The 15491-nt window shown below is 66.3% G+C and carries 16 protein-coding genes; 11 read left to right on the top strand and 5 right to left on the bottom strand.

The features are described 5' to 3' along the window. Positions 1-82: 82 nt before the first annotated feature. The 9 genes from AZG88_RS09040 to AZG88_RS09080 all read left to right on the top strand — a co-directional run bounded on the left by AZG88_RS09040 (position 83) and on the right by AZG88_RS09080 (position 8951). A complete protein-coding gene (locus tag AZG88_RS09040; protein WP_061697501.1) occupies positions 83-1300 on the top strand; it encodes a cytochrome P450 in 1218 nt (405 codons plus the stop codon). Between the two features lie 63 nt (positions 1301-1363). Next, the gene (locus AZG88_RS09045) at positions 1364-1924 is read left to right on the top strand and encodes a TetR/AcrR family transcriptional regulator (protein WP_061697502.1); all 561 of its coding nucleotides are present in this window, start codon (positions 1364-1366) and stop codon (positions 1922-1924) included. A 5-nt stretch (positions 1925-1929) separates the two neighbouring features. Next, complete coding sequence (locus tag AZG88_RS09050) at positions 1930-3156, top strand: cytochrome P450 (protein WP_061697503.1); 1227 nt, start codon at positions 1930-1932, stop codon at positions 3154-3156. Further along, positions 3149-3934: an SDR family oxidoreductase gene (locus AZG88_RS09055; protein ID WP_061697504.1), complete on the top strand. Its 786-nt coding sequence runs from the start codon at positions 3149-3151 to the stop codon at positions 3932-3934. The genes AZG88_RS09050 and AZG88_RS09055 overlap by 8 nt, the downstream gene beginning before the upstream one ends. Then, complete coding sequence (locus tag AZG88_RS09060) at positions 3931-5283, top strand: cytochrome P450 (RefSeq protein ID WP_061697505.1); 1353 nt, start codon at positions 3931-3933, stop codon at positions 5281-5283. Before AZG88_RS09055 ends, AZG88_RS09060 begins: the two co-directional genes overlap by 4 nt. Further along, positions 5283-5498 carry a ferredoxin gene (locus tag AZG88_RS09065; protein ID WP_005244574.1) on the top strand — a complete coding sequence of 72 codons (216 nt, stop codon included), beginning with the start codon at positions 5283-5285 and terminating at the stop codon, positions 5496-5498. Before AZG88_RS09060 ends, AZG88_RS09065 begins: the two co-directional genes overlap by 1 nt. Next, the gene (locus AZG88_RS09070) at positions 5498-6076 is read left to right on the top strand and encodes a hypothetical protein (protein ID WP_005244573.1); all 579 of its coding nucleotides are present in this window, start codon (positions 5498-5500) and stop codon (positions 6074-6076) included. Before AZG88_RS09065 ends, AZG88_RS09070 begins: the two co-directional genes overlap by 1 nt. Further along, entirely contained in the window at positions 6070-7326 is a 1257-nt protein-coding gene (locus tag AZG88_RS09075) for a hypothetical protein (RefSeq protein ID WP_025431823.1), read from the top strand. The genes AZG88_RS09070 and AZG88_RS09075 overlap by 7 nt, the downstream gene beginning before the upstream one ends. Before the next feature lie 14 nt (positions 7327-7340). Then, entirely contained in the window at positions 7341-8951 is a 1611-nt protein-coding gene (locus AZG88_RS09080) for an acyl-CoA synthetase (RefSeq protein WP_061697506.1), read from the top strand. Positions 8952-8994: 43 nt separating this feature from the next. On the opposite strand, the gene AZG88_RS09085 is transcribed toward AZG88_RS09080, so the two are convergent. The 3 genes from AZG88_RS09085 to AZG88_RS09095 all read right to left on the bottom strand — a co-directional run bounded on the left by AZG88_RS09085 (position 8995) and on the right by AZG88_RS09095 (position 11421). Further along, positions 8995-9660, bottom strand: a complete 666-nt coding sequence (locus AZG88_RS09085; protein WP_025431825.1) for a GNAT family N-acetyltransferase — start codon at positions 9658-9660, stop codon at positions 8995-8997. Between the two features lie 102 nt (positions 9661-9762). Then, complete coding sequence (locus AZG88_RS09090; protein WP_005244569.1) at positions 9763-10248, bottom strand: nitroreductase family deazaflavin-dependent oxidoreductase; 486 nt, start codon at positions 10246-10248, stop codon at positions 9763-9765. A 9-nt stretch (positions 10249-10257) separates the two neighbouring features. Next, on the bottom strand, positions 10258-11421 hold the full coding sequence (locus AZG88_RS09095) for a steroid 3-ketoacyl-CoA thiolase (RefSeq protein WP_061042266.1): 1164 nt from the start codon (positions 11419-11421) through the stop codon (positions 10258-10260). Positions 11422-11581: 160 nt separating this feature from the next. Here AZG88_RS09095 and AZG88_RS09100 point away from each other — a divergent pair, with 160 nt between their 5' ends. Next, positions 11582-12838 carry a cytochrome P450 gene (locus AZG88_RS09100; protein WP_025431826.1) on the top strand — a complete coding sequence of 419 codons (1257 nt, stop codon included), beginning with the start codon at positions 11582-11584 and terminating at the stop codon, positions 12836-12838. 88 nt (positions 12839-12926) lie between these two features. Then, positions 12927-14183: an erythromycin esterase family protein gene (locus AZG88_RS09105; protein ID WP_061697507.1), complete on the top strand. Its 1257-nt coding sequence runs from the start codon at positions 12927-12929 to the stop codon at positions 14181-14183. A gap of 9 nt (positions 14184-14192) precedes the next feature. On the opposite strand, the gene AZG88_RS09110 is transcribed toward AZG88_RS09105, so the two are convergent. Continuing rightward, complete coding sequence (locus AZG88_RS09110; protein ID WP_061697518.1) at positions 14193-14606, bottom strand: nuclear transport factor 2 family protein; 414 nt, start codon at positions 14604-14606, stop codon at positions 14193-14195. 10 nt (positions 14607-14616) lie between these two features. Next, positions 14617-15480, bottom strand: a complete 864-nt coding sequence (locus tag AZG88_RS09115) for a TIGR03619 family F420-dependent LLM class oxidoreductase (protein ID WP_061042264.1) — start codon at positions 15478-15480, stop codon at positions 14617-14619. Positions 15481-15491 lie beyond the last annotated feature (11 nt).

The following is a 15491-nucleotide window of genomic DNA, read 5'->3' on the forward strand; positions in this document are numbered from 1 at the left end:
GCCCAGCATAAGGGCTTCCATTACAAATGAAAGTATGTAGTTTAAGACGCATCCCATTCGTTTATCGATCGAGGAGCAGTGTATGACCGCGTCTCGGATTGATCTCAAATCCCCCGACGTCTACGCGGAAGGGGTCCCCTACGCGTTCTTCGACCATCTGCGGGCGAGCGAACCCGTCTATTGGCAGCCCGAGGAGAACGGCACCGGGTTCTGGGCGGTGACCAAGCATGCCGACGTCGTCGCCGTGTCCCGCGACAGCGCGACGTTCTCATCGGCGGTGGGCACCACCCAGATCGACGATTTCGACGAGCAGACCCGCGCGAAGCAGGCCGCCATGCTCGTCAACCTCGACCCTCCCGACCACACCCGGCTCCGGCAGCTCGTCAGCCGCGGATTCACCCCGCGCACAGTCAAAGTGCTCGAGGGGCACATCCGCGACATCTGTGCGCGGATCGTCGATCGGCTGCTGGACGCACGCGACGTCGACTTCGTTCCCGAGGCGGCAGCGCCGTTGCCGCTCGAGGTCATCGCGGCGCTGCTGGGTGCGCCTGCCGGGGACGTCGACAAGCTGTACGACTGGTCCAACCGGATGATCGGCTTCGACGACCCCGAGTACGGCACCACCCAGGCCGACGGCGAGATGGCTGCGGCGGAGATCTTCCTGTACGCCAACGAGCTTGCGGCGCAACGTCGCATCGAACCGCGCGACGACATCGTCACCAAGCTCGTGCAGCCGGACGGGAACGGCGACACGCTCACCGAGATGGAATTCAACATGTTCTTCGTCCTGCTCGTGGTGGCGGGGAACGAAACGACGCGCAACGCGACCGCCGGTGGGATGCAGGCCTTCATCGATCATCCCGATCAGTGGCGACGACTTCAGTTCGAGCCGGAACTGGCTGCGAGCGCGGTGGAGGAGATCCTGCGGTGGGTGACCCCGGTGATGGACTTCCGGCGCACCGCCACCCGGGACGCCTACATCGGAGATCAGTTGGTCAGGGCCGGCGACAAGGTGGTGATCTACTACCCGAGCGCCAACCGGGACGAGGACGTCTTCGACGAGCCGTACCGGTTCGACATCGGCCGGAGTCCCAACCCGCAGATCGCGTTCGGCGGTAGCGGGGTGCACTTCTGTCTCGGCGCCCACCTGGCGCGTCTCGAGCTGAAGATCCTGTTCGAGACTCTCGCCGCGCGGATCGACCGCGTGGAACCCACCGGCCCGGTCGTCCGGCTGCGGTCGAATTTCATCAGCGGCATCAAGACGATGCCCGTGCGAATCCACCCGCGCAGTCCGGTGTGAGAGTCCGATTCTCGTTGCCAGCCGCTGGTAACTGTAGTAGCGTCCAGACACGTGTCCAGTAGTATGAATTTCGAGTCCACCCGCCGCCGTCTGACCGAGAAGCAGGCCGACACCGTCGACCGCCTCACCAAGGCGGCAGTCGAAGTGCTGCGTGAAGAGGGATTCGCGGGACTCACCGTCCGCTCGGTGGCCGGCATCGCCGGGGTCGCGCCCGCGACGGCCTACACATACTTCTCGTCCAAGGAGCACCTCGTCGCCGAGGTCTTCTGGCGGCGCCTCGCCGCCTCACCGCAGCCGGTGGACGACGGACTCGATCGCACTGGACGCGTGGTCGCCGTGCTCCGTCACATCGCTCTCCTGGTGGCGGACGAACCCGAACTCGCCGGCGCCGTCACCAACGCGCTGCTCGGCCGCGACCCCGACGTGGAGCACCTCCGCGCCCGCATCGGGCTGGAGATCCGCGACCGTCTCGCCACCGCACTGGGCGACGGCCACGATCCCGACGTCCTCGAGGCGCTGGAGCTGCTGTACGCCGGCGGCCTGGTCCGCGCGGGAATGGGCTACGGGTCCTACGCACAATTCGCCGATCGACTCGAAACTTCCGCCAAGCTGATTCTGGAGTAGATGCCATGACCGCAGCCTCGATGCCCGGGGTGTCACACAATCCGGTGACGTTCAATCCGTACGACTATGGCTTCCACGAAGATCCGTACGTCACGTATCGAAGACTGCGGGAAGAAGCGCCCCTCTACTACAACGAGGATCTCGACTTCTGGGCGTTGTCCCGGCACGAGGACGTCGTCGCGGCGTTCCGCGACAACCAGCGCCTGTCGAGCGCGAACGGGGTGTCGCTCGACCCGGCGGCCTACGGTCCGCACGCTCACAAGACGATGTCCTTTCTCGCGCTGGACGATCCGCGGCACATGCGGATGCGGCAGTTGGTGTCCCGCGGCTTCACTCCGAGGCGGGTGAACGAACTCGAGGGGCGGATCCTGGATCTGACCCGGCAGTACCTCGACCCGGCGCTCGCGGCGGGTGAGTTCGACTGGATCGGCGAGTTCGCCGGCAAGCTCCCGATGGACGTGATCTCGGAACTGATGGGGGTGCCGGAGGCCGACCGCGTGGAACTCCGCCGGCTCGCCGACCTGGTGGTGCACCGCGAGGAGGGCGTCCTCGACGTGCCCCACGCCGCGATGGAGGCGTCGCTCTACCTCGTCGGCTACTACGCCGACATGCTGGCCGAGCGGCGCAGGAAACCGACCGAGGACCTCACGTCCGCCCTGCTCGAGGCGGAGATCGACGGCGACCGGCTCACCGACGACGAGATCATCGCGTTCATGTTCCTGATGGTGGTGGCGGGCAACGAGACCACCACCAAACTGCTCGGCAACGCGCTGTACTGGGGTTTCCGCTATCCGGGCGAGGCCAGGCACGTGTTCGAGGATGCGAGCCGGGTGCCGGAGTGGGTGGAGGAGACCCTGCGTTTCGACACGTCCAGCCAGATGGTCGCCCGGACGGCGTCCGTCGACCTGGACTTCCACGACCGGACGGTTCCCGCCGGCGGCAAGGTGCTGATCCTCATCGGCTCCGCGAACCGTGACTCGGCGGTGTTCGAGGACGCCGACGAATACCGGATCGGCAGGGACACGTCCAACAAGCTCGCGAGCTTCGGCGGCGGCACCCACTTCTGCCTCGGCGCCCACATGGCCAGGCTCGAAGCGCGGATCGCGCTCACCGAACTCGTCTCCCGCATCGACGACTATGACATCGACGAGGCGAACAGTGTGCGCGTCCACTCGACCAACGTGCGCGGTTTCGCCACCCTCCCCATGAAAGTGCAGGTCCGCGATGCCTAGGTTCGAGCCCAACCCGCAGCGGCGCCCGTCGATCGTCGCCGGGGCCTCTTCGGGAATCGGCACGGCGACGGCCTATGCGCTGGCCGAGGCCGGTCACCCCGTCGCGCTCGGTGCCCGCCGGGTGGCCGAATGCGAGGAGATCGCGGAGAAGATCCGCAGCAACGGCGGAGAAGCGTTCGCGCACTACCTCGACGTCACCGACACCGCATCCGTCGACGAATTCGTCACCGCGGCGGAGAAAGCCCTCGGCCCCACCGAGATCGCGTTGTCGGGGGCAGGCGACCTGGAGTTCTCCGTCGCGCACGAGATGGACCCCGACCAGTTCCTGGGCCAGGTCAACGTCCATCTGGTCGGTGCGCAGCGTCTCGCGCACCGCCTCCTTCCCGGCATGATCGAACGCAGGCGCGGAGATTTCGTCCTGATCGGATCCGATTGCGCCGACACCCCCCGGCCCCGGATGGGCGCCTACAACGCCGCGAAGGCCGGCGTCGAGATGATGGGCCGGCAGATGCGAATGGAGCTGGAAGGCACCGGCGTCCGGGCGTCGGTCGTCCGTCCGGGCCCCACCCAGACATCCATGGGGATGAACACCACCGAGGAGGTCATCGGACCCGTCCTCGAAGACTGGACGAAATGGGGATTCGCCCGGCACTCGTACTTCCTGCGCGCCTCCGCGATCGCCGACGCCGTCGTCGCCGCCGTCAGTGCGCCGCGCGGCGCACACATGGTGCTGATCGAGGTGCAGCCCGAGGCGCCCCTGGGAAAGGATGGAGAATGAACCTGGCTACCCCGCAACGGGTGTCCGGCGGTGAGCACGAGCACGGACATCTCGAAGAATTGCGCACCGACCCGATCGCGCTGATGCGCCGCGTCCGGGAGGAGTGCGGCAACGTCGGTGTCTTCCAGCTCGCCGACAAGAAGGTGGTGCTGCTGTCCGGCGCCGAGGCCAACGAATTCTTCTTCCGCTCCACCGACGAGGATCTCGACCAGCAGGCCGCTTACCCGTTCATGAAGCCGATCTTCGGCGAGGGAGTCGTGTTCGACGCGAGCCCCGAGCGCCGCAAGGAGATGCTGCACAACCAGGCGTTGCGCGGCGAGCAGATGAAGGGCCACGCCGCGACGATCGCGCACGAGGTCGACCGCATGGTGGCGCAGTGGGGCGACGAGGGGGAGATCGATCTCCTCGAATTCTTCGCGGAGCTGACCATCTACACGTCCTCGGCCTGCCTGATCGGCAAGAAGTTCCGGGAACAGCTCGACGGCCGGTTCGCGCACCTGTACCACGAGCTCGAGCAGGGCACCGACCCCATCGCCTACGTCGACGCCTACGCCCCGATCGAGAGCTTCCGCCGGCGGGACGAGGCGAGGGTGCAGTTGGTGGCCCTCGTCCAGGAGATCATGAACGGGCGCATCGAGAACCCTCCTCAGGGCAAGGAGGATCGGGACATGCTCGACGTGCTCGTCTCGATCAAGGACGAGGGCGGCAACGAGCGCTTCACGGCGGACGAGATCACCGGCATGTTCATCTCGATGATGTTCGCCGGGCACCACACCACGTCCGGCACCGCGGCCTGGACCCTGATCGAGCTGCTGCGGCACCCGGACTACGCCAAGCAGGTGGTCGCCGAACTCGACGACCTCTATTCGGACGGCTCCGACATCAGTTTCGGGGCACTCAGGCAGATCCCGAAACTCGAAGCGGTGCTGAAGGAGACGCTGCGGTTGCACCCGCCGCTGATCATCCTGCTGCGCGTCGCGCGGGGCGAATTCGAGGTCGGCGGCTACCGGATCGCCGAGAACGACCTGGTGGCGGCCACGCCCGCGATCTCCAACCGGATCGCGGAGGACTTCCCGAACCCGGACACGTTCGATCCCGAGCGCTACATCGACCCCAACCAGGAAGACATCGTCAACCGCTGGACGTGGATTCCGTTCGGCGCAGGCAGGCACCGCTGCGTCGGGGCCGCGTTCGCGCTGATGCAGTTGAAGGCGATCTTCTCGATTCTCCTGCAGGACTGGGAGTTCGAGATGGCACAACCCTCCGAGACGTACCGCAACGATCACAGCAAGATGGTGGTGCAGCTGCAGCAGCCGTGCACGGTGAGGTACCGGAAGCGAAGCGCGTGATGAAAGTCGAAGCCGATCTCGACCTGTGTCAGGGTCATGCCGTGTGCGAGATGGAGGCACCCGACGTCTTCGTCGTCCCGAAGCACGGCAAGGTCGAGATCCTCGACACCGACCCACCCGAGAACCTGCGCGCCGAAGTCGAGAGCGCCGTGCGTTTCTGCCCGACCCAGGCCCTGCGGATCCTCGCGGACGACGACTCTGAAGGAGATAGCTGATGGCACAGTTCGATCGAAGGATCGGCCCGGCGGTGCAGTTCGATCGTGCGGAGCTCGACGAGATGGTGCAGCGCTGGGTGGACGAGAACAAGCGGTGCGAGTCGCTCGGCGACTGGAAGCCGCTCGCCGAGATGTACACCGAGGACGCCACGTACGGATGGAACTACGGGCCGAAGGATGACTTCATGGCCGTCGGCCGGGACGAGATCCGCGACCTGGCGCTCGGGCAGGAAATGGACGGGCTCGAGGGCTGGCAGTACCCCTACCAGCAGTTCGTCATCGACGATCGCAGCGGCGACGTCATCGGATTCTGGAAGCAGGTGTCCGAACGCACCCGCGACGACGGCACGCACTATCAGGTCACCGGAATCGGCGGCAGCTGGTTCCGCTACGGCGGCAACTTCCAATGGTCCTGGCAGCGTGACTTCTTCGACTTCGGCAACGTCTCGAGTCTGTTCCTCGAGATGATCACGAACAACGCGATGTCCGACGGCATGAACGCGCGGATCCAGCGCGCGACGTCCGGTCGGCTGCCGGGGTGGTATCCGGTCGGCACGGCCCCGGTCCCGCTGTGGTGAGTACGGTGAAGGTTCCGGCGTCGTTCGCCGATCTGTCCCGCGAGGATCTCGCGATTCTCGTTCCGGAACTGCTCCTGTGCGGTCATCTCATCGACCGCTCCGGTATGCCGCACCTCATCGGGGCGTTCGGTCGCGAGGGCATGACGCAGGTCGCGATCGAGGAGTGGATGGCGTCGAGCCCCCTCTACACGCGGCGGATGCAACGCGCGCTGGGATTCGAGGGCGACGGCGTCGTCACGATCTTCAAGGGTCTGCAACTCGACATCGGTGCGCCGCCCCAGTTCATGGACTTCCGGTACCGCGTCACCGATCACGACCACGGTGAGTTCTGGCTGGATCACTGCGGCGCGTTGATGGACGTCGAACCGATGGGCGACGAGTACGTCACCGCGATGTGCCACGACATCGAGGACCCGACGTTCGACGCCACCGCATTGGCGACCAACCCGCATGCGCAGGTGCGTCCCGTGCACCGTCCGCCCCGCAGACCGGCGGACCGGACACCGCACTGCCTCTGGGCGGTCACCATCGACGAGGCCCACGTGCCACCCCCGATTCCGGAAGGACTGGTGACGGTGGGGAAGTCGCGGGCGGCGACGGTCGAGTTGTCGCCGATCGACACCGGCGGGCCGGGGCAGCACGACTACGCGGGCGCGCTCCTCGGCGACCTGCGGTTCCCGGACTTCTCCCATTCGGCTCTGACTCGGATGGCGGAGGAGGTGTGCGTACAGCAGCACCTGCTGACGCTCGGTTTCCTGCTCGCGGTGCGGGCCCGCACCGATGCCGAATCCGCGCTCGACATCGCCCGCAAGCAACTCACCGGCATCGCCGGCCTCACGTCGGAGCGGATCCGGAACGCGCTCGGACTGCCCGCGGACCTCGAGGGCCTCGCCGTCGTCCTCGCTGTGCATCCGGCGTTCAATCCCCGTCAGTACGTGGACGTCACCATCACCCTCGGCGACCGCATGCTGCTGACCCTCGGCAGGGACTGCGGAGCCGGGGCGGACGGGGCGTGGCCGTCCATGATCGACGCCGAGCACCTCGGGCCGTTGAACGCGCTCGTGCGCGGGGTGTCGCCGCGCTTCGCAGTGCAGGTGGTCGAGGAGACGGATGCGGCGCTGACCGTGGAAATCGTGATCGGTGAGCCGCCCGCGAAGGAGGCACCCGAGGTGGCGCTCACCCGGTTCAGCACGGGAGCCGACTTCGCGTTCACCGATCGAGGAATACCCCTACCACTCACAGTCGTCTGAGAGAGGACGCCCCCGTGGCCTACAACCTTGCGGACCTCTTCGAGCATTCCGTCGACGCGATGCCGGAACGGGTGGCGTTGATCTGCGGCGCCCGTCGCGTCACCTACCGCGAACTGGAGGACCGCGCCAACAGGCTGGCCCACCACTTCCTGGACGTCGGGCTGACCGTCGATTCGCACATCGGCGTGCACCTGCACAACTCCATCGAGACCATGGAGACGTTGCTGGCGGCGTACAAGATTCGTGCGGTTCCGGTCAACATCAACTACCGCTACACCAGCGACGAACTCGCCTATGTGTACGGCAACGCGGAACTCGACGCCGTGGTCCACCATCGGATCTACTCGCCGCGCATCGCGGAAGTCCTGCCCTCGCTGCCGCGGATCCGGCATACCGTCGTCGTCGAGGACGATCTCGGCGGCGCCGGTGTGCCCAGCGACTCGGTGCCGTACGAGGAGGCACTGTCCGGTAGTGGCGACCGGGACTTCGGCGAGCGCAGCTCCGAGGACCTGTTCATCATGTACACCGGCGGCACCACCGGACGTCCCAAGGGTGTGGTGTGGACGCACGAGGCGATCTGGCGTGTCCTCGCGGGCGGTCTCGACTTCTACACCGGTGACGCGATCGAGAACGAGTACCAGCAGTCACGGTTCGGGTCGCAGGGGGAGCCGACCCTGTGGTTCGCGTTGCCGCCGTTGATCCACGCGGCCGCGATGATGCCGACGTTCACCGCGCTGTTCAGCGGGAACACCGTGCTGCTGGAATCGAAGTTCGACGCCGACCGGACGTGGGAGTTGGTCGAACGGCACAGGGTGCAGATCCTGATCATCACCGGCGACGCGATGGGACGGCCGCTGATCGAGGCGCATCAGTCCTCGCGCACCGACACGTCGAGCGTGGGTGTGGTGGCATCCGGGGCCGCGCTGTTCTCGCCGGTGATCAAGGACGCCTTCCTCGACGCGTTCCCGGGACTGCTGGTCTCCGATTCCATCGGCGCGTCGGAGACAGGTTTCGGCGGAATCGGTTTCGCGACCAAGGGGGAGAAGCAGGTGGGTGGGCCCCGGGTGCCTGCCGGACGGTACGCCCTGGTGATCGACGAGGACGACGTTCCCGTCGAACCGGGGTCGGGGAAGGACGGCTGGTTCGCGAAGGGCGGGTACGTCCCGGTGGGTTACTACAACGACCCGGACAAGACACGGGAGATCTTCCGGGAGGTCGACGGGCGACCCGTCGTCGTCACCGGCGACCGCGCGCGGATCGAGGCCGACGGATCGATCACCCTGCTCGGCCGCGGCAACATGGTGATCAACACCGGCGGCGAGAAGGTGTTCGCCGAAGAGGTCGAGAGCGCGGTGAAGGCGTACCGCGACGTCTACGACGCCATCGTCGTCGGCGTCCCCGACGAACGGTGGGGGCACCGGGTCTCCGCGGTCGTGCAGGCGCGCGACGGGCGGGGCGTCGACTTCGCCGGACTCGAGGAACACGTGCGGCAGAGCCTGGCCGGCTACAAGATTCCGCGCCTGGTGTGGGTGGAAGACACCGTCCAGCGCACCCCGAGCGGCAAGCCCGACTACCGCTGGGCCCAGGGCGTCACCAAACAGCGCGACCCCGACCACCGCACGTGAGTGGCGAAGCGTGCTCCCGCACGCTTCGCCACTCACGTACGGGTCAGGCGGGAGCGCGGACGACCAGGACCGTTCCCGGGAACTCCGCGGCGAGTTCCTGACGGCTGTGCTTCACGGCCGCGGTGCCGTAGCCCTTCTTCCGGGCGTCGGGGGCGATCCAGATGGCGACGTCGACCTCGCGTCCCGACAGTTCGCCGAACACCATGCCGACGGCCGTGTTCTCCGCGGTGTCCTCACACACGAACCACGCTGCGGACTCGTCGTCGACACGGCTCAGGCCTTCCGTGCGTTCCTTCTCGACCCGCTCCTCGGACCACTGCGTGCCCGCGTCGTCGACCTGCTCGCCGCAGCGGCGCCGGAACAGTTCGGCGTCTTCCTCGGTTTCGGTGAACGGCCGGAGGCGGAAGTTCCGCCCGGTGCTCGCCGGCCGGTCCGTAGACGTCCACTCGAGAGTGGCGTCGAGGTCCTTCAGTTCCGTCTGGATGCGGAGCCGTTCGACCTTGGTGAGGCGGCGGAATGTCAGGTTGAGGACGGCTTCCGCGTACGCCTCGGACGTGTCGAGGAGTCCGGCGACGGTGGTGAGGGCCTCGGCGTGATCCTCGCTGTCGACGATGGCGTCGAGAACCTCGTGGCGCTGCTCGAGTGCGCGCAGCAGGACCGCGGTGAGCTCTCGACGGTCGTGTATCCGATCTTGAACCTGTGTACTCATGTCTGCAATTCCTCGCCCTCGGCCGTCGTACAAGTCCGTACGCGTCAATACTGCAAGAAGTCCTCCGACATGGCACCCGTTACCCGGCGGTACATACACGTGCTATCGGGGGTTGCAGACCACGACGGGGATCGTGCGGTCCGTCCAGGCCTGGTAATTGTCGAAATCCGGATACATGTCGACGAGCCGCGGCCACAGGCGCGCGCGTTCCTCGGGATCCGCCACGTGGGCGGTCATCGGCCGCACCCGCGACTTCACCTGGACGGTCACCCCCGGGTTGGCGCGCAGGTTGAGGTACCACATCGGGTGCTTCGGGAGGCCACCCTGCGAGGCGACGAGGATGATGCGGTCGCCGTCCTGGAGGAACAGCAGCGGGCTGATTCTCGGCTCGCCGCTCTTCCGTCCGGTGGTGGTGAGCAGGCAGACGGGCAACCCGCGGGGAAAGGCGCTGCCCACCCGCCACTTGCTGCCCAAGCGCCCGCCCGTCCGCCGGTACAGCACCACGTTGATCTTCGACATCCACTTGATGAAGGAGACCGTCCACTTCGAGTCGAGGCCGGGCGGTCGGGCGGGGGCGGGTGCATTCATCGGCAGATCCTAGATCCGCTCGATGATGGTGCCGGTGGCGAGCGCGCCGCCGGCACACATCGTGATCAGTGCCGTCGACCCGTCGGCGCGTTCGAGTTCGTGCAGCGCGGTGGTGATGAGACGAGACCCGGTGCTGCCCACGGGATGGCCGAGTGCGAGCGCACCGCCGTTGACGTTGACCCGATCCATGTCGGGCTCGTGCACCGACGCCCACGACAGCAGTACCGACGCGAAGGCCTCGTTCACCTCGAACAGGTCGAGGTCGCCGATCTTCATGCCGCTGCGTTCGAGGACGCGCGCCGTGGCCTGGACGGGTCCGTCGAGGTGGAATTCGGGTTCGGAGCCGACGAGCGCCTGGGAGATGATGCGGGCCCGGGGCTTCAGACCGAGGGCGCGCGCCCTGGATTCGTCCATCAGCATGACGGCGGCGGCGCCGTCGGAGATCTGCGAGGACGTGCCCGCCGTGTGGATGCCGCCCTCGAGAACGGGCTTCAGCTTGGCGAGCGACTCCGCGGTGGTATCGCGCAGACCCTGATCGCGCGTCACGACCCGGGTTTCCCCGGTGAGGTTGCCTTCCTTGTCCACCACGGGTGCGGTCACGTGCAACACTTCCCGGTCGAATCGCCCTTCGTCCCACGCCTGCTTGGCGCGTGCCTGCGAACGGACTCCGAGGGCCTCGACGTCCGCGCGGGTGATTCCGCGGCGACGGGCGATGCGCTCGGCGGCCTCGAACTGGTTGGGCATGTCGATGTCCCAGTCGGCGGGCCTGCGCGGCCCGGCGTTCTCGCCGACGTTCGCCCCGAGCGGCACCTGGCTCATTGCTTCGATGCCGCAGGCGATTCCGACGTCGATCGCGTCGGTGGCGATCAGGCCTGCGATCAGGTGGTTGGCCTGTTGCGCGGAGCCGCACTGGCAGTCGATCGTGGTGGCGCCGACCTGCCAGGGCAGTCCGGCATGCAGCCACGCGGTCCGGGTGATGTTGTTCGACTGCGCCCCGGCCTGGGTGACGCAACCACCGATCACCTGCTCCACCAGTTCGGGGTCGATGCCGGAGCGGTCGAGGATGCCCCGCTGAGCGGCGCCGAGGATCTCGGCGGCATGCAATCCGGACAGCCAGCCACCGCGCTTTCCGATCGGGGTGCGTACTGCCTCGACGATTACTGGTGTGCCCACGGTGGGCTCCTTTCCTTGTCCTCAGAAAATAGAACAGGTTCTGCTGTCCGGGCAAGGTCTGAATGAGCTTTCCTTTGCTAGTCGCCCGGCTTGTGCTTCAATGCTAGTAGAACGTGTTCCACATCACGGAGTGGTGTATGGCTTAGGGCAGGAGACAGCAGTGGCGCAGCCCAATCTTCCAGAGGGTTTCGACTTCACCGACCCGGACATCTACGCAGAGCGCATCCCGTACCAGGAGTTCGCCGAACTGCGGAAGACTGCCCCGATCTGGTGGAACCCGCAGCCGCCGGAGATCGGTGGCTTCCACGACGACGGCTACTGGGTCGTCAGCAAGCTCGAGGACGTCAAGGAGGTGTCGCGGCGCAGCGACGTCTTCTCCACACACGAGAACACCGCGATCGTGCGGTTCGCCGACGACATTCCGCGCGAGAACATCGAGATGCAGCGTTTCATCCTCATCAACAAGGATGCTCCCGAGCACACCAAGCTCCGCAAACTCGTCTCCCGCGGATTCACGCCCCGCGCGATCAACAGCCTGCGCGAAGAACTCACCGAGCGCGCCGAGAAGATCGTGAAGGAGGCCGCCGAATCGGGGGCCGGCGACTTCGTCACCCAGGTGGCGTGTGAGCTTCCGCTGCAGGCGATCGCCGAACTGCTCGGCGTGCCGCAGGAGGATCGCCTGAAGGTGTTCGACTGGTCGAACCAGATGACGGGCTACGACGACCCCGAACTGGACATCGACCCGCAGGCCGCGTCGATGGAGATCCTCGGCTACGCGTACCAGATGGCGGACGAGCGCAAGAAGTGCCCCGCCGACGACATCGTCACGACGCTGATCGAAGCGGACATCGATGGAAATGAGCTTTCTCCCGAGGAATTCGGTTTCTTCGTGATCCTGCTGGCGGTTGCCGGCAACGAGACCACGCGCAATGCCATCACACACGGCATGATGGCGTTCCTGGACCATCCCGATCAGTGGGAACTCTACAAGAAGGAGCGCCCCAAGACGGCGGCGGACGAGATCGTCCGGTGGGCGACCCCGGTCAACTCGTTCCAGCGCACCGCACTGGAAGACACCGAACTCGGCGGAGTGCAGATCAAGAAGGGGCAGCGAGTCGTAATGCTCTACGGCTCTGCGAATTTCGACGAGGACGCGTTCGAGAACCCGGAGAAGTTCGACATCATGCGGGAGAACAACCCGCACGTCGGATTCGGTGGAACGGGCGCCCACTTCTGCCTCGGCGCCAACCTGGCGCGACTCGAGATCGACCTGATCTTCAACGCGATTGCGGATCACCTGCCCGATATCACCAAGCTGGGAGATCCGCGGCGGTTGCGCTCGGGCTGGCTCAACGGTATCAAGGAGTTTCAGGTCGATTACAAGACTGCGTCAGGCGGTTGCCCGGTCAGACACTGACCCCCCTGATTCAGCGGCGTCGGAGGGCACCCTCATCCTCTCCGACGCCGCTGTTCTCTTTCGGTCCGAGGAAGGGTGGGAGCAGGCCATGACTGTGCAGTCCACCATCCACGACCTGGGTGCCGTCTTCTCGGCGCCGGGAGACCCGACCGTCACCGCTGCCCTCGGCGCATTCCTCCGTCGCCTGGACTCCGCGCCTCGCCTCCTCGGGTTCGGCGAGCCCATGCACGGGGAGGAGAGTTTTCTGCGGCTCCGCAACCAGATGTTCCGGTTCCTCGTCGAACACGAGGGCTATCGATCCATTGCGATCGAAAGCAGTTGCCTGAAGGGGATACTCGTCGACTCGTTCGTGAGGGGTGGGGTCCGCCTGCCGCTCGACGACGTCATGGAGCACGGCTTCAGCCACGGCTTCGGTGAGTCCCGGGCGAACCGCGATCTGATCCTGTGGATGGCCGAATACAACCGTCGACGCGAACCGGACGAGCAACTCCGATTCTTCGGATTCGACGGCCCCATCGAGATGACGTCCGCGGACAGCCCGAGGCAGGCCCTGACCTTCCTCGACACCTACCTGCGGACCCACCTCGACGATCAGGATCTGCCGTGCACTCCGGACAGGGTCTCCGCACTGATCGGCGACGACGACCGCTGGAGCAATCCGGCCGTCGCCATGGACCCGACCCAGGCCGTCGGTGCCACGCCCGGGGCCGTCGAGTTGCGTCTCATCGCCGACGACCTGATGACGCTGCTGGCGTCACAGGCGCCTCGCCTCGTGGCCGAAGGCACGCGAGACGAATTGTGGGAGGCCGAGCTTCACGGTCGCGTCGCCGCCCGCCTGCTCAGCTATCACGCAGGAATGGCAGAGAACTCTCCACGCCGCATCACGAGGCTGCTGGGAATCCGCGACACCCTCATGGCGGACAACCTGTCCGCGCTCGTGCAGAGGGAAGCCGATCGAGGCCCGACGTTCGTCTTCGCTCACAACGGCCATCTGTCGAAAGGCGAAACCCACTGGGATCTCGCCGGACTGCATCTGCACTGGTGGTGCGCCGGTGCCCACCTGGGCCTGCGGCTCGGCGATGCGTACACGGTCATCGGTGGGGCCGTCGGGGAGGCGCCCGGCCACGGCATCGGGACGCCGCCACCCGACACCGTCGAGGGCCGGCTCTTCGCCGTGGGGGAAAGCTGTCTCGTACCTGCCGCGCCGGTGGTCCGCAGGATCGGAGACGTGGAGAAGCGTGCCGATCCGTCGGGCAACTCCACGTACTTCCCGCTGGACCCCGCCGGCCTCGGCGAACTCGACGCGATCCTCTTCGTCCGGCACCTCGACGACGCCGACACGTAATTGGGGCCTTCAGGCCTTCCGCAGTGTCTTCATCGCCCGCTCTACCTCCCAGAAGGCCCGCAGGGACGTGATCTTGCCGTCCTCGTTCACGCGGTAGATGAACACGCCCTCGGCGTCGATCCGAGATCCCGCCACCGTGGACCGGATGGTCCCGATGTTCACGTTCTCGTTCCCGCACACCAGTGAATCGGTGATGAGGAACTCGAGCGATTCGGTGGTCGCGATCGTCATGTCGTAGAACCGCGAGATCGCGTCGAGGCCGCGGTGACCCTTGCCTTCGGGGTCGAAACCCGAAGGGCCGACCGGGTCTTCGACACACGCGTCCTCGGCGAACAGGGCCAGCCACTCGTCCTTGCGCCTACCGCTGGCCGCCTCGCGGGAAGCCTGCCCGGCGAGGCGGGCGGGATGGTCGGTCGTCGTCATGTCCACACCCCTATCCGATGTACTGGTCGGCGAACTTGCGCAACGATTCCTGCTTGGCCTCGAGTGGTCCGTCGAAACCGATGCCGTCGAAAACCCACGGGACGACGATCGTGTCGGTCACTCCGGCATCCGCCAATTCGGCGTAGCCGTCCTTGCCGAAACGGTCGATGCACACGGTCTGGATCTCATAGGGCAGATCGGATCGGCCGTACTCCTCCCGGAGTTCCCGCAATCGCGCGATGACCTGGACGAGATCGTCGAACTTGATCATCGCGGACGTCCAGCCGTCGCCCACCCGGGCGGCGCGTCGTAGCGCGACGTCGGTGTGTCCGCCGACGTAGAACGGCACCGGCTTCGTCGGCGCCGGGCTCATCTGCAGGCGGTCGAAGTCGAAGAACTCGCCGTGGTACTCGACCATGCCGCCGCCGAGGATCAGCTTGATGACATCGATCATCTCGTCGACGCGCGCACCGCGCTTCTTGTACGGCACGCCGCACCATTCGAATTCCTCGGGTGCCCAGCCGATCCCGACGCCGAACCCGAAACGGTTGCCGATGAGGTTGGCGACCGAACCCACCTGGCGGGCGAGGAGTACCGGGTTGCGGGAGCCCAGCTTGAGGACCTGGGTGTAGAACTCGATCTTCGACGTCACCGCGCCCATGGCGGCCGCCGCGATCAGCGGATCCACCCACGGGGTTTCCTCGTTCCACATCCGCGAGCCGTCCGGGGTGTACGGGTAGTCGGCGCTCTGCTTCTCCATGAAGAACAGTGAGTCGGGAAGTGCGATGGACGCGAACCCACACTCCTCGGCTGTTTTCGCGAGAGCAGGCAGTTGGTCGAGGGGATTCATGGCGATGCCGACGGTGAACTTCATGGTGATGCCCG

The sequence above is a fragment of the Rhodococcus sp. LB1 genome (assembly GCF_001583455.1).
Taxonomy (GTDB): Bacteria; Actinomycetota; Actinomycetes; order Mycobacteriales; family Mycobacteriaceae; genus Rhodococcus_F; species Rhodococcus_F opacus.